Genomic DNA, 13299 nt, shown 5'->3' with positions numbered 1-13299 from the left:
GGGCAGACATCTACCGTGAAACAGGCCCTGCGTGACATCGCCGCGTTAGTCGCCCGCCTCGGCGTCGGCGGCATCGCCTTCGCCAACGGCTGGCACAAGCTGGAGGAGGGCCTCAACGCCACGGGCGCCGACTTCCTGGCGCAGGGCGCGCCGGCGCCGCGGGCCTGGGCGACCGTGACGATGCTGGCCGAGCTGATCGGCGGGGCGCTGCTGATCGCGGGGCTGATCGTGCCGGTGGTGGGGCTGCTGCTGTTCGCCGAGTCGCTGGCGGTCTTCGTGGTGGCGCCGCCGCTCAACCCGATCAGCCTGAACGAGCTCGTCCTGCTCGGCGTCGCGGCACTGCTGCTCGCCGTGGTCGGAGCCGGGCGCGTGTCGGTGGACCACATGGTGGTGATCCGGCGCAGGGAGTCGGCGGCGGCCAGCGAGTTCGCCGCCGACTCGGAGGCCGACCAGGTGATCGCCTCCCTGCGCGATCCCGACGAGCCCGCCCCGACCGGGTCCGGCGCCCCCACGCGGCGCGGCGCCTCCCCGTACGCGACGGGCGGCACGACGGGCGGGGCCACAGGCGGCACGACGGGCGGGGTGGTGGCCGCGGAGCCGGCCGGCCGGGGAGCGGGCGAGCGAAGGACGACGGACGGCACCGCCGTGGGTGTCGTCTCCGATGAGAAGCCGGGCCCGGACGGCCCGGCACCGGACGGTGAACCCACCGGCCGGGCCGCGGCGCAGGGAGGGCGGCCCGGAGCCGCCCGAAGGGGCGCGGCCTCGTCGGACGAGCTGGCGGATCGCATGGAGGACACGGCGCCGCACCCTGTCGTGGACGCCGAACCCGTCCAGGGCGTGGACGCCGGACCCGTGAAGGGCGACGAGCCCGTGAAGGGAGACGAGCCCGCTCCCTCCGCCGCGCCCGGCGACACGCTGGTGGCCGGCCGCAGGAAGCCCCAGCCGCGCACCCGCCGGCCCGCCTCAGGGGGTTGAGCCCGGACGGCGGCTGGGCAGGACGCCGGACAACAGGGTCATGGGCCCGGTCCGGCATGCCGGGTCAGGGCGGCGCTGACGGGCGCGCCGACGGACCGGCGGGGTACACGGCGGGGTACACGGCAGGCGACACGGACGGGCCCGACGGAACCGGCGCCCAGACCGGCGGGCGGCACGGCGGGCGGCACGGCGGGCGGAGAGCCTAGTCGCTGTTGGCTGGCACCTTGTCATCCACCGGCACCGCCGCGCTCGCGCGCCGGAACGGCAGGCCCTGCGTGAGTGCGATGGCGGCCAGGATGACGACGGCGCCCACCGGCTGGTTCCACGTCAGCGTCTCCCCCAGCACCAGCACGCCGGAGAGCGCCGCGAACACCGGCAGCAGATAGGTCACCGTGGACGTCGTCGTCACCCCCGCCCGCACCTGCACCCAGTAGAGCAGCAGGTACGCCAGCCCGGTGCCGAGCCCGCCGAGCGCCAGCATGCTCCACCAGACGGCGGCCGGGGCGCTGGTGTCCACCAGCGGCACCCCGGCGAGCAGCGTCACCACCGCGAGCTGCGCCGTGCCGCTCAGCAGCTGCCCGGTCGCCAGCACCACCGCCGGCTCGCTGCGCCGCCCGGTGACGAACCGGCCCAGGTAGGCGCCGCCCACGCCGTAGCACATCGCCGCGGCGAAGCAGGCCAGGCTGCCGGCGAGCTGGCCGCCGCCCAGCGGCTGCCACACGCCCAGCACCACCATGACGCCCGCGAACCCCAGCCCCAGCCCGGCCACACGGCTCCGAGTGGCCTTCTCGGTGCGCAGGAGCAGGGTGAAGGCCAGGGTGCACAGAGGCGTGGTGGCGTTCCAGATGGAGGCGACGACCGAGGAGACGTACTGCTCGCCGTACGCGAAGAGGGTGAAGGGGAGCGTGGTGAGCACCACGGAGGCGATCTGGAAGTGTCCCCACAGGCGGGGGTCGCGCGGGAGAGCTCTGCGGCCGATCGCGAGCGCCACCAGCAGGGTGAGCGCTCCGACCGCCATCCGCCCGAACGACACCTGCAGCGGATGGAGGGAGCCCACGGCCACCTTGATGAAGAAGAAGCTGTTGCCCCAGATCGCGGCGAGTGCCACGAATCCCGGCAGCCACCGTCCCACAGCCCTGGTCCGCACTCCGCGCCTCCTGCTCGATGAATCCTTCGGGAGCGTAGCGGTCAGCGCCGACAAGTTGCGCCGGATATTTCCGCTTTTTCGACCGCATACGTGCGTGGCCGAGCTCTCCTCCCCGATGATGTGCCGGTGGGATCCGACATGAGAATCCATGAGGCGTCGTTGATCAGGGCCGCGCGCGATCTGCGGGACGCGACAGAGCTGTTCGGGCGGCACACCGAGGCGCTCCTGGCGGTCACCGCCGGTGGGGCGCGCTCGCCCTGGGGAGTCGGCGCCATCAGCATGGTCATGGACCGGGTCAACGAGTCGCTCGGCACGGCCTGCCGTCACCTGCACGACAACCTCGCGGCGAGCGGCGCGGGTCTTGGGACGATGGCCGGTCTGCACGCCGCCGCCCGCCAGTCCGCCCTGGCCGCCGTCCTCGCGTCGGCGGGTGTCGGGAACGCGGCCGCGGGCGCGACCTCCTTACCGGCCCTCGACGGGGAGGCGGGCCCGGCCGGCCGCGCGCCGGCCGGGGGCCGCGCGGCCCCCGCGGCTCTGGAGCGGCCGGCCGGGGACGAGCAGGCCCTGATGCTCCCGCCCAGCGTGGAGACCGCCTTCGGGATGCTGGGCGTACCGTGGCTGACTCAGCACGAGGGAGTGCTGCGCACGTGCGCCGTGGCCTACCGGGCCTTCGCCCACGCGCTCGCCACGGAGATCATCCCCGCCGCCCACCACGCCATCGGGCACGCCGGGGCGAACAACTCGGGAGACGCCATCGACGACGTCACCGCGTTCTGGGCCGACTACCACCACGAGGGCGACGACTCCGGGCACCTGTCCAGCCTCACCACCGTCCTGAACGCCCTCGCCGACGTGCACGACGTGGCCGCCCGCCTCGTCGCGGTGGCCAAACGGTTCCTGCTCGTGCTGGCGGGCCTCGTGGCCGCCGCTCTGGTGTGGGCCGCGATCGCCGCCGTGGTCAGCGGGGGAACCGCCGCGCTCAGCGCCCGGACGGTGATCGCCGGGCTGCGCCGCGTCGCCCAGCGCGCCATGACCGCCTTCCGGCGGCGGCTCGAACAGCTCCTCGCCCACGCGGTCGTCCGCGGCGTGGAGACCCGCCTGCGTCGTATTCTCAAGGCCCGGGGTCCCCGCTCCGCCGGCGCCGCGCGCCGGACCACCGCGCAGGCGCGGGCGACCACGGCACCGGCCGCCCCGAAGCCGGCGGCTCCGGACACGCCGCGCACGACCGCGTCCGGCACCGCGTCCGGCGCCCCATCCGGCGCCCCATCCGGTGCCCACGAGCCGGCGCGCCAGGTCGCCGGGGAAGTGCCGCCGCCGGGCGTCGCCAGGGAAGTTCCCGCGCCGAGTGCCCCCAAGGACCCACCATCCGGCCCGGCGAAGGACGCGCCACCCGCCGCCGCGGAGGAGACGCCGGCCGTCGCCGCGAATGAGGCGCCGCCGGTTCCCGCCAGGGCGACGCCGCCGCCGAGCGCCGGGAACGCCTCCCCGTACGACTTCGAGCCGACCGATCCGCCCGTGTCGCCGTGGGGCCAGGAGCAGATAGCGAAGATCAGGGAGAGCATGAGAAGTGAAGGGTGGAAGGGCCGCCCCATCTTCGTGGTGCATCACGAAGACAGGATGTTCGTGGTCGACGGCAATCACCGCCTGCGCGCGTCCGAAGGGGTGCTGGACGAGATCCCGTTCAAGGAGGTCCAACTCCCCTTCATGGGCTACCGCAACATCAAGGACGTGCAGAACGGCTGGGAGATGAGCAGGAGCATGATGCCGGACTGGTTCGCCGAGCGCGGCCGGCGAGGTTCGCAGGACGGTTGAAGTTCGCAGGACGGTTGAGGCCCGCTGCCCGTTGAGGGCCACCGACCGTTACAGGCCGCCGACCGTTGAGGGCGGGGGTCGCCGGGGGCGGCGGAGCGCATCTTGGTGACGAAGAGCACTTATTCCGACATATTGCTCGGACACAAAGGTTAGCCTAACCTAAGCAACGTGACCGAGAGGATCTCCCTGCGCGGCGTGGGCCTCCGCCTGGGCTACCACGGGGCCGCCGTGGTCGAGGACGGCCGCATCACCCTGCGCCCCGGCCAGGTGACGGCGCTCGTCGGGCCGAACGGCAGCGGCAAGTCCACCCTGCTGCGCGCCCTGGCCCGGCTGCACCGGCCCGAGACCGGCACGGTGACGCTGGAGGACGGCGTCTCCGCGCTGGACCTGGCGCCGCGCGACTTCGCCAGGCGGGTGACCCTGCTCGCCCAGAGCCGCCCGACACCGGGCGGCGTGCGCGTGCGGGACGTCGTCGGCTACGGCCGGCACCCGTACCGGGGCCGGTGGCGGGCCGGTGACCCGGACGGCGCGGCGGCGATCACCAGGGCGATGGAGCTGACCGGCGTCGCGCCGATGGCCGGACGGCCCGTGGACGAGCTGTCCGGCGGCGAGCTGCAGCGCGTGTGGCTGGCCACCTGCCTGGCGCAGGACACCGGCGTGCTGCTCCTGGACGAGCCGACCACGTTCCTCGACCTGCGCTACCAGGTGGAGCTGCTGGAGCTCGTGCGCGACCTGGCCGACCTGCACGACGTGGCGGTCGGCGTGGTGCTGCACGACCTCAACCAGGCGGCCGAGATCGCCGACCAGGTGGTGCTGCTCTGCCGGGGACGCGTCCACGCCGACGGCGCGCCCGCCGAGGTCCTCACGGAGAGCCTGCTCACGAGCACGTACGGCATCCGCATCGAGGTGACGCGGGACCCCCGGACGGGCGTGGTGCGCACGCGGCCGATCGGCCGCCACACCGAGCCCACCCGCGCGAAGCCCACGAAGCCCGCGATCCCCCAGCCGGCGATCGTCCCCGCGATCACCGAGGCCGCCATCCCCCAGCCGGCGATCACCGAGGCCGTAGTCCCCTGACCGACGCGCCCGGCACCCCGCGCGGCCCGATCGGCGGCCGCCGGCCCGCCCCCAGGACCGCACCTCCCGCACGAACATGACAGGAACCACCATGCCCCTCCTCCGCCGCGCCCTCACCGGCCTGATCGCCGTGCTGGCCCTGGCCGCCTGCGGCACCACCGAGACCCCCACCGCGCAGCCCGCCGCCGCCGCCGGCAGCCCCGCCGGAGCCGCCGCCGGCCCGATCACGGTGACCGACGGCCGCGGCAAGCAGGTCACCCTCGACCGCCCGGCCACGAAGGTCGTCGCCCTGGAGTGGGGCGAGGTCGAGATGCTGGTGGGCCTCGGCGTCATGCCGGTCGGCGTCGCCGACGTCAAGGGTTACGGCACCTGGGTCACCGCCGCCGAGCTGGACGCCTCCGTCAAGGACGTCGGCACCCGGCAGGAGCCGAGCGTCGACTCCATCGCCGCCCTCCAGCCCGACCTGATCGTCATGGAGGAGACGCGCGACTCGCCGCTGGTGGCCCAGCTGGAGAAGATCGTCCCGGTCCTCGTGGCCAGGGGCTCGGACGCGAGCGGCAACATGCGGCGCATGCGCGACGACCTCACGATGATCGCCACGGCCGTCGGCAGGACCGCGGAGGCCGGCAAGCTGCTCGCCGATCTCGACGCCACCCTGGCCGACGCCAGGCAGAAGCTCGCCGCCGCCGGCGCGGCCGGCAAGCCGTTCGCGATGGCCGACGGTTGGAAGGAGGGCAGCACGATCTCCATCCGCATGTTCGGCAAGGGGTCGCTGGTCTCCGACGTCGCCGAGCAGATCGGGCTGAAGAACGCCTGGACCGGCAAGGTCGATCCCGCCTGGGGACTGGGCACCACCGACGTGGAGGGCCTCACCCCGCTCAAGGACCCCGCCACCCGTTTCTTCTACAACGCCTCCGACGGCGACGACGTCTTCGCCGACGGCCTGGCCTCCAACGCGATCTGGAAGTCGCTGCCGTTCGTGCAGAAGCGGCAGGTCACCAAGCTGCCCGGTGGCATCTGGACCTTCGGCGGCCCGCTGTCGTGCGCCCAGTACGCCGAGGCCCTGGTGAAGGCGTACACCGCTTGAGCACTCCGTTGCTGACCCCGGCGCCCCCGCTCACCCCGCTGCGGCGGGCCGGGACCGCCGGGGTCCTCGCGGTCGCCGTCGCGGTCACCGTCCTGGTCGCGGCGGTCCACCTCACGCAGGGAACCTCGTCGATCGGGGCGCTCGACCTGCTCGGGCTCGCGCTCGGCGGCGAGGACCAGGAGGCGGCCCGGGTCCTGGTCGCCTCCCGGCTGCCCCGGCTGCTGGCCGGAGTGGCCGTCGGCGTGGCACTGGGCGTGGCGGGAGCGCTGCTGCAGTCGATCGCGCGCAACCCGATGGCCGCGCCCGACACGCTGGCCGTCAGCTCGGGCGCCTACCTCGCGGTGGTCGCCGCGGCGGCGTTCGGGCTGGTGCTGCCGTTGCCGATGTCGGGCGGGCTGGCGTTCCTCGGCGGGCTCGCGGCGGCCGGGCTGGTGCTGGCGCTGTCGGCGGGCGGCCGGACGGGCACGACCCGGCTCATCCTGGCCGGCTCCGCCGCGGCACTGGCGTTCAGCGCGCTGACGAACCTGCTCATGATCCTCTTCGAGGAGGAGACGGCCGGGCTGTTCGCCTGGGGCAGCGGTGCCCTCACCCACACCGACCTCACGGCCGTCACCCAGCTCGGCCCGGTGATCGCGCTGGTGCTGCTGGCGGCGATGCTGGCGGGGCCGCGGCTGGACATCCTCGGCCTGGGCGACGACACCGCCTCGGTGCTCGGCGTGAACGTGCGGCGGCTGCGTCTGTGGGCGACCCTGCTCGCGGTGCTGGCCTCGGCCGCCGCGGTGACCGTCGCGGGGCCGATCGGCTTCGTCGGGCTGTGCGCGCCGGTGGTCGTCCGGTCGCTGCCCGCCACCTCGCTCGGCCTGCGGCGGCACCGGGTGCTGCTGCCGCTGTCGGCCCTGGCCGGCGTGCTGATCGTGCTGTGCGCCGACATCGCGTTGCGCGCGGCGCTCGGCGGTCAGGCCGGCGTCGAGGTGCCGCCGGGGGTGATGACCACCGTGTTCGGCGCGGCGGCGATGGTGTGGCTGGCCCGCCGCCACCGCGACGCGGGTCCGGCCCGGCGGCCCCCCTCGGTGCGCACCGTCGCCGGCCGGTCGCGCGGCGGGTTCGCGATCCTGCTGACGCTGTGCGCGGCGCTGTCGGCCGGCGCGATCGTCCTCGGCATGCTCGGCGGCGACACCTGGCTGCTCACCGGCGACCTGGCCAACTGGCTGCAGGGGCGCACCGGGCGGGCGCTCACGTACGTGCTCGACCAGCGCTACCCGCGCGTCCTCGCGGCCGTGCTCGCCGGGGCCGCGCTCGCCGTCGCGGGCACGGCCGTCCAGGCCGTGTGCCGCAACCCGCTGGCCGAGCCGGGGGTGCTGGGCGTGACCGCCGGCGCCGGCGTCGGCGCGATCACGCTGCTCACGGTCGCGCCGCTGGCCGGGATCTGGCTCATGTCGGCCGCGGCCGGGGCCGGCGCCCTTGCGGCGTTCGCGCTGGTGTACGGGCTGTCCTGGCGGGGCGGGCTCAGCTCGGACCGGCTCGTGCTGGTCGGCGTCGCCGTGCAGGCGGCGGCCACCTCCATCACCGTGCTGATCATCGCGCGCTCCGATCCGTGGAACACCGCCAAGGCCCTCACCTGGCTGTCCGGCTCCACCTACGGCCGGGTGCCGGCGCAGCTCGTCCCTGTCACGCTGGCGCTGCTCGTCGCCGTCCCGCTGCTGGCCTGGCTGCGCCGCGACCTGGACCTGCTGGCCCTCGACGAGGACGCGCCCCGCGTCCTGGGCGTCCCGCTGGAGCCGGTACGGCTGGCGGCGCTCGGCGGCGCGGTGCTGCTGACCGCCACGGCCGTCTCCGCCGTCGGCGTCGTCGGCTTCGTCGGCCTGGTCGCCCCGCACGCGGCCCGCGCCCTCGCCGGGGCCGCCCACGCCCGGGTCCTGCCGCTCGCCGCGCTGCTCGGAGCGCTGCTGGTCAGCCTGGCCGACACGCTGGGCCGGACCGTCATCGCACCCGCCCAGGTGCCGGCGGGCCTGGTCACCGCGCTGATCGGCACCCCGTACTTCGTCTGGCTGCTGTGGCGCTCCCGCGCCACCCAGGATTCCTGAGAGGGAGAACCATGAGAAATCTGGTCGACTTCGCCGACTGGCCGCTCGTCCGGGCCCGGCAGGACGGCAGGCTCACCGTCCAGGACGCGACCGAGCTGCGCGAGGGCCTCGTGGAGGCGCTGGCGCGCTCCGACGGCGAGGGCAGGCGCTTCGCGGTGGTCGTGGACCAGCGCGAGCGGGGCGCTCCGGAGAAGGGCGCCACCGAGATCCTGCACGGGTTCTGGGCGGAGCACGCCGCGCGGATCGCCGAGCGCTGCGTGGGCCTGGCCAGCGTCGTGCCGACCGTGTCGCTGGCCGACCTGGTGCGCAGCCCCGGGCCCGGCGGGCTGGCGGTGCTGGGGACGGTGGACCCGGACGCGGCGCTGGCGTGGGCCCGCGACCGGCTGGCCGGTGAGCAGGAGGCGGGCTGACCGTCAGCCCGCCACTCCGGCCGCGACGCGGTCGACGATGCCCTCGCTGCCTTCCTGGCGGGCGCAGTGGGCGCAGCAGTACCAGTGCTCGCCCGACTGGACGCCGTGCCCGATGAGCTTGGCGCCGCAGTGCTCGCAGATGGGCGCCATCGCCTGGATCGCGCACTGGAAGGAGTCGAAGGTGTGCACCGCGCCCTGAGCGTGCACTTCGAACGACATGTCGTAGTCGTTGCCACAGGTCTCGCAGACGGCCATCGTGATCTCCTCGGGCTGCGGGTTCGCCGGTGCCATACCCGATCCCAGGCCTGTGTTGCCCCAACGGATGTCCATGTTCGGGCCAGGAGCACCGGTCCGGTCAGGGCCGCAGCGCGCGGGCCAGCAGTGGCAGGGCCAGCAGGGAGAGCATGGCCAGCGCGGCGGGCAGACCGTGCCAGGCGGCCAGCGCGCCGACGAGGAGCGGGCTGGCGACGAAGGCCGTGTAGGAGATGGCGGAGACGGCCGACACGAGCGTGCCGCTCGGGTCGTCGGCGGCGGCGTGGCTGAGCAGCGCCGGCACCACGGGGCCCAGGGCGAGGCCGGTGAGGGCGAAGCCCGCCAGGGAGACCGCCACCGGCCCCGCGCCCGCGCCGAGGCCGAAGCCGGGGCCGCCCGGCCCGCCCCAGCCCGCCAGGGCGATGCCCACCCCGCCGCCCAGGCCGGCGACGAGGGACAGGGCGCGCACGGGTACGGGGGGCAGGGCCTGGACGATCAGCCGGCCCGCCGTCAGCGCCGCCATGTACACGGCCGGCGCCGCGCCCGCCAGCACGGCCGAGGCCGCCCGATGCTCCTCCAGCAGCAGCACCGACCACTGCTCCACCGCGTTCTCGATGATCAGCACGCAGGCTGCCAGCCCGCCGAGCACCGCCGCGTGCGACCACCGGCGTCGTCCTTCGCGGTGCCCGCCGGCGGCGGGCCCGCGGCCCATCGGCAGCCGCAGCAGGCCGGCCGCGGCGGCGACCACCAGCAGGGCGACGGTCGCCAGCACCGCCTCCGTGCCGAGCCCGAGCTGGCGGGCCAGCCCGGTGGCGGGGGCCGCGGCGATGACGGCGACGGGGAAGGCCGCGTGCACCGGCTGGAACAGCCGGCGGCCGCTCTCCCGCTCGGCCCGCCCGGTGGCCAGGTTGAGAGCCACGTCCAGCGCCCCGCTGGCGGCCCCGAGCAGCAGCAACGTCACCGCGAACGCCGCCGGGGAGCGGGTCCAGCCGATCGCCGCGACCCCGGCGGCGAACAGCACCGTGACGATGAGCAGGGCCTCGCGCTCCCTGCCCCGGGCCAGCCGTCCGGTCAGCGCCATCGCCGGGATCGCCCCCACGGGGACGGCGGTCAGCGCGAGTCCCAGTTCGGGTGTCGAGGCGCCGAGCTGATCCTTGACGGCCGGCAGCAGCGCGGACCAGGCGCCCCAGAACACGCCCCACGCACCGCAGACCAGGATGAGCGGAGTGCCCCGAAATTTCACTAAATCTCCTCACATGATCGCCTAGCCATGGTAAAGATCGACGATGCCATCCGACGAAGGGAGCACCGTGCTCACCCGTACGCTCATCGCGGCCGCCCTGGCCGCCGCAGGGGTCGCCGCCACCCCGGCCACCGCCCTCGCCGCCGCCCCGGCCACCGCGGCGGAAGCCGCCGTCGCCGCCGCCCGCCACACCCCGGAGCAGGTCTGCGGCAAGGGCTTCACCCGCGTCAAGGACGGCCACCGGGCGATGAAGACGCGCAAGGGCACGGTATACGGGCACGTCTACCTGATGTACAGCAAGCGCAGCGGCAAGAACTGCGTGGCCGCGATCAAGACCCGGTGGGCCGGCGAGCGCACCGTCACCGGCGCGAGGCTCGTGGTCAAGGGCGGCGGCAGGTCGGAGGACGTGCAGCGCTACCGCTACTACGCCGAGACCGGTCACCTCGACGGCAGCTGGAAGTGCGTGCAGTACGAGGGCTGGACCCGCGACCCGGACAACCGGATCACGGCGTGGGGCGGGCGCACCTCCTGGGGCAACTGCCAGGGTTAACGACATCCTCCCGCCCGAGCTGTCACATCCCGCGGCGCTGCCCCGTCCTTGGTTCGGTACGACATTCCGACCCATGGAGGTTCGACGATGAGCGCACGGCTCGACGTGGTGAAGCTGGCCCCCGAGGCGTACAGGTCCTTCCTCGCCGTGGAGGACCTCCTGGCCCGCAGCAGCGTGCCGCACGGCACGATGGAGCTGCTCAAGCTGCGGGTCAGCCAGATCAACGGCTGCGCGTTCTGCGTGGACATGCACAGCCGCGACCTGCAGCGCAGCGGCGAGGCCGACCAGCGGATCTGGTCGGTGGCCGCCTGGCGGGAGGCGACCTGCTACACCCCGGCCGAGCGGGCCGCGCTGGCGCTGGCGGAGGAGGCGACCAGGCTGGCCGACCGGGTGGCCGTGCCCGACGAGGTGTGGGCGGAGGCCGCGGCGCACTACGACGAGGAGCAGCTCGCCGCGCTCGTCGTGGCGATCGCGATGATCAACCTCTGGAACCGGATCGCGGTCCCCACCCGCCAGCCGCCGGCGGGAGCGTAACGAGCCCACCGCGGAATTCCCCGCCGAGTCTCTTCTTACACTGGCCTTACAGATGTTTCTGTAGATAGATTTGGTAACAGCAACATCACGGGGGGGCTCCATGAAGAGGCTGGCGGTGCTGTCACCGCACGTCGTCAGGCACAAGGTGCGCGACATCCGTTCCGCCGGGCGCCGCAGGCCCGCACCCCCCGATCCCAAGGTCGTCGACCTGCGCGCCTACACCGGCCGCAACGTCATCCGGTTTCCCGGCGGGCCCACTCCCGCGGCCTAGCGACCGATGGCCCGCGCCCCCTCCCGGGGAGCGCGGGCCGTCGCGTGTCACGGCTCAGCCGTACAGCCGCTCGGCGTAGGACTCGCCGTAGTACTCCTCCAGCTGCTCGATCGGCTCCTCGACCCGCTGCACCTCCTTGAGCAGCGCCGCGTGCGACGGCAGGGGGTCGGGGCCCCACCGCTCGGGCCGCCACAGCGAGGAGCGCATGAACGCCTTGGCGCAGTGGAAGAAGATCTCGTCGATCTCCACGACGAGCGCGAGGCGGGGGCGGTGGCCCTTGACCACCATGTCGTCGAAGAAGGGGGCGTCGCGCAGCAACCGGGCGCGGCCGTTGACGCGCAGGGTCTCGTTGCGGCCCGGGATCAGGAACAGCAGGCCGACGTGCGGGTTGCGCAGGACGTTGCGGAAGCCGTCGGCCCGGCGGTTGCCGGGCCGGTCGGGGATGGCGATCGTGGTGTCGTCGATGACGTGGGTGAAGCCGGCGGGGTCGCCCTTGGGCGAGACGTCGCAGTTGCCCTCCGCGTCGGAGGTGGCGATCAGGCAGAACGGCGAGGCCGCGAGCCACTGCCGGTCGCGCTCGTGCAGGCGGGGCCGTTCCTTGGCGGCCGCGCGTGGCATGACCTCCCCCAGCAGTTCGCGCAGCTCGCATTCGGACCCGATCTCCACCCAGCTCATACGATCTCCCTTCGAAGTCGGGCCCATCCTGTCAGGCGGGCGGGCCCGGCCTCCGGCGGGGTGCCGGGGCGGCTACCAGCGGCGGACGCGGGCCATGACGTCGAGCAGCGCGTCGCGTTCGGCGGCGAACCGGTCGGGATCGACTCCCTCGCGCTCGGCCCGCAGGTGGAGCAGCGTCAGCTCGGTCGCCGCCTGCTGGTAGTCGCCCATCGCCCGGCCGAGGCCCGCGCGCCGGGCCCACCTGCGGGCGCTGCGGCGGGCGGGCAGCGAGGTGAGCATCGTGATGTCCTGCTGCGTGACCAGGCCGGTCGACTGGTACCAGGGCAGGTAGGCGCCCATCCGGGCGACGAGCTGGCGGCGCTCGCGCACGGTCACCACGACGAGCAGCACCAGCGCCGCCATGATGACGAGGTACGCGCCACCGAGCCAGGACAGCGACTGCATCGAGGCGCCGCCGTTCCACAGCCCGTGCAGGACGACCGCCGCGAGGTAGCCGAGCGGGATCGCGGCCAGCCGGGCGGGGCCGCGCCGGGTGAGCGCGTAGGCGACGCCGAGGCCGATCATCGAGGTGTAGACGGGGTGACCGAGCGGGTCGACGATCCCGCGGATCACGAAGAGCTGCAGGGTCGCGTCCATCCCGGCCTGCGTGTACGCGCTGAGGTAGTAGCCGACGTTCTCCACGGCCGCGAAGCCGAGCCCGGCCAGGGAGGCGTAGACGATGCCGTCGGTGAGCCCGTCGATCTCCCGCCTGCGGCGCAGGAGCAGCAGTAAAGCCGACCCCTTGAGCGCCTCCTCGATCACCGGCGCCAGGAACACGGTGCCCACCGCGTCGACCACCTGTGAGCCGTACCCGGCCCGGGCGAACAGCGCCTGGCCGGCCAGGGTGAGCCCGATCGCCAGCACGACCGCCACGCCCGCCCCCCACGCGAACGCGAACGCCAGGTGCAGGCGCGGCTCGGGCTCCAGCCGGTCGAGCGAGAGCACGGCGGCGAGCAGCACGGGCAGCGGGGCGACGGCCAGCAGCAGCGACAGGCCGAAGCCGACGGGCCCGCCGCCCTTCATGAAGATGCCCAGCACGACCACGGCCACCAGACTGGAGGTCACCAGGCCGATCAGCAGGGCCTTGCTGGGCCGGTGGATCGGCAGCGCCGACCGGAGGTGGACCGTCATCGTCACGCCTTT

14 protein-coding genes are annotated in these 13299 nt (G+C 74.3%); 9 read left to right on the top strand and 5 right to left on the bottom strand.

Annotated features, from left to right (window positions below; translation table 11 throughout):
• Positions 1-15 precede the first annotated feature (15 nt).
• A complete protein-coding gene (locus tag CXR44_RS24420) occupies positions 16-975 on the top strand; it encodes a DoxX family protein (protein WP_180903680.1) in 960 nt (319 codons plus the stop codon).
• Between the two features lie 202 nt (positions 976-1177).
• On the opposite strand, the gene CXR44_RS24415 is transcribed toward CXR44_RS24420, so the two are convergent.
• The gene (locus tag CXR44_RS24415; protein WP_245899377.1) at positions 1178-2122 is read right to left on the bottom strand and encodes a DMT family transporter; all 945 of its coding nucleotides are present in this window, start codon (positions 2120-2122) and stop codon (positions 1178-1180) included.
• Between the two features lie 138 nt (positions 2123-2260).
• Between CXR44_RS24415 and CXR44_RS24410 the strand changes: the two genes are divergently transcribed.
• The 5 genes from CXR44_RS24410 to CXR44_RS24390 all read left to right on the top strand — a co-directional run bounded on the left by CXR44_RS24410 (position 2261) and on the right by CXR44_RS24390 (position 8592).
• A complete protein-coding gene (locus CXR44_RS24410) occupies positions 2261-3934 on the top strand; it encodes a ParB/RepB/Spo0J family partition protein (protein WP_144070068.1) in 1674 nt (557 codons plus the stop codon).
• A 168-nt stretch (positions 3935-4102) separates the two neighbouring features.
• Positions 4103-5011, top strand: coding sequence for an ABC transporter ATP-binding protein (locus tag CXR44_RS24405; RefSeq protein WP_101788453.1), 909 nt, complete (start codon positions 4103-4105; stop codon positions 5009-5011).
• 91 nt (positions 5012-5102) lie between these two features.
• The gene (locus CXR44_RS24400) at positions 5103-6098 is read left to right on the top strand and encodes an ABC transporter substrate-binding protein (protein WP_101788452.1); all 996 of its coding nucleotides are present in this window, start codon (positions 5103-5105) and stop codon (positions 6096-6098) included.
• On the top strand, positions 6095-8182 hold the full coding sequence (locus CXR44_RS24395; protein ID WP_101788451.1) for an iron ABC transporter permease: 2088 nt from the start codon (positions 6095-6097) through the stop codon (positions 8180-8182). Before CXR44_RS24400 ends, CXR44_RS24395 begins: the two co-directional genes overlap by 4 nt.
• An 11-nt stretch (positions 8183-8193) precedes the next feature.
• Complete coding sequence (locus CXR44_RS24390) at positions 8194-8592, top strand: hypothetical protein (protein ID WP_101788450.1); 399 nt, start codon at positions 8194-8196, stop codon at positions 8590-8592.
• A gap of 3 nt (positions 8593-8595) precedes the next feature.
• Here CXR44_RS24390 and CXR44_RS24385 read toward each other — a convergent pair whose 3' ends face one another.
• Both CXR44_RS24385 and CXR44_RS24380 read right to left on the bottom strand, forming a co-directional pair.
• Positions 8596-8847, bottom strand: coding sequence for a hypothetical protein (locus CXR44_RS24385; RefSeq protein WP_101788661.1), 252 nt, complete (start codon positions 8845-8847; stop codon positions 8596-8598).
• Between the two features lie 100 nt (positions 8848-8947).
• Positions 8948-10087 (bottom strand): MFS transporter, encoded by a 1140-nt coding sequence (locus CXR44_RS24380; protein WP_101788449.1) that lies wholly within the window; start codon positions 10085-10087, stop codon positions 8948-8950.
• A gap of 43 nt (positions 10088-10130) precedes the next feature.
• On the opposite strand from CXR44_RS24380, the gene CXR44_RS39625 reads away from it, so the two are divergent.
• From CXR44_RS39625 to CXR44_RS39620, 3 genes are all read left to right on the top strand, one after another.
• Entirely contained in the window at positions 10131-10637 is a 507-nt protein-coding gene (locus CXR44_RS39625) for a hypothetical protein (protein WP_180903679.1), read from the top strand.
• Positions 10638-10724: 87 nt separating this feature from the next.
• Positions 10725-11171: a carboxymuconolactone decarboxylase family protein gene (locus CXR44_RS24370; RefSeq protein ID WP_101788447.1), complete on the top strand. Its 447-nt coding sequence runs from the start codon at positions 10725-10727 to the stop codon at positions 11169-11171.
• A gap of 100 nt (positions 11172-11271) precedes the next feature.
• A complete protein-coding gene (locus tag CXR44_RS39620) occupies positions 11272-11442 on the top strand; it encodes a hypothetical protein (protein WP_180903678.1) in 171 nt (56 codons plus the stop codon).
• Between the two features lie 54 nt (positions 11443-11496).
• Here the strand turns inward: CXR44_RS39620 and CXR44_RS24365 are convergent, their stop codons facing one another.
• Together CXR44_RS24365 and CXR44_RS24360 are read right to left on the bottom strand one after the other, a co-directional pair.
• Entirely contained in the window at positions 11497-12117 is a 621-nt protein-coding gene (locus tag CXR44_RS24365) for a pyridoxamine 5'-phosphate oxidase family protein (protein ID WP_101788446.1), read from the bottom strand.
• Between the two features lie 72 nt (positions 12118-12189).
• Entirely contained in the window at positions 12190-13287 is a 1098-nt protein-coding gene (locus tag CXR44_RS24360; protein ID WP_144070067.1) for a PrsW family intramembrane metalloprotease, read from the bottom strand.
• Positions 13288-13299: the final 12 nt, after the last annotated feature.

The organism is Nonomuraea indica, assembly GCF_002850745.1.
Classification (GTDB): domain Bacteria; phylum Actinomycetota; class Actinomycetes; order Streptosporangiales; family Streptosporangiaceae; genus Nonomuraea; species Nonomuraea indica.
This window is presented reverse-complemented; position numbering and strand designations above follow the sequence as displayed.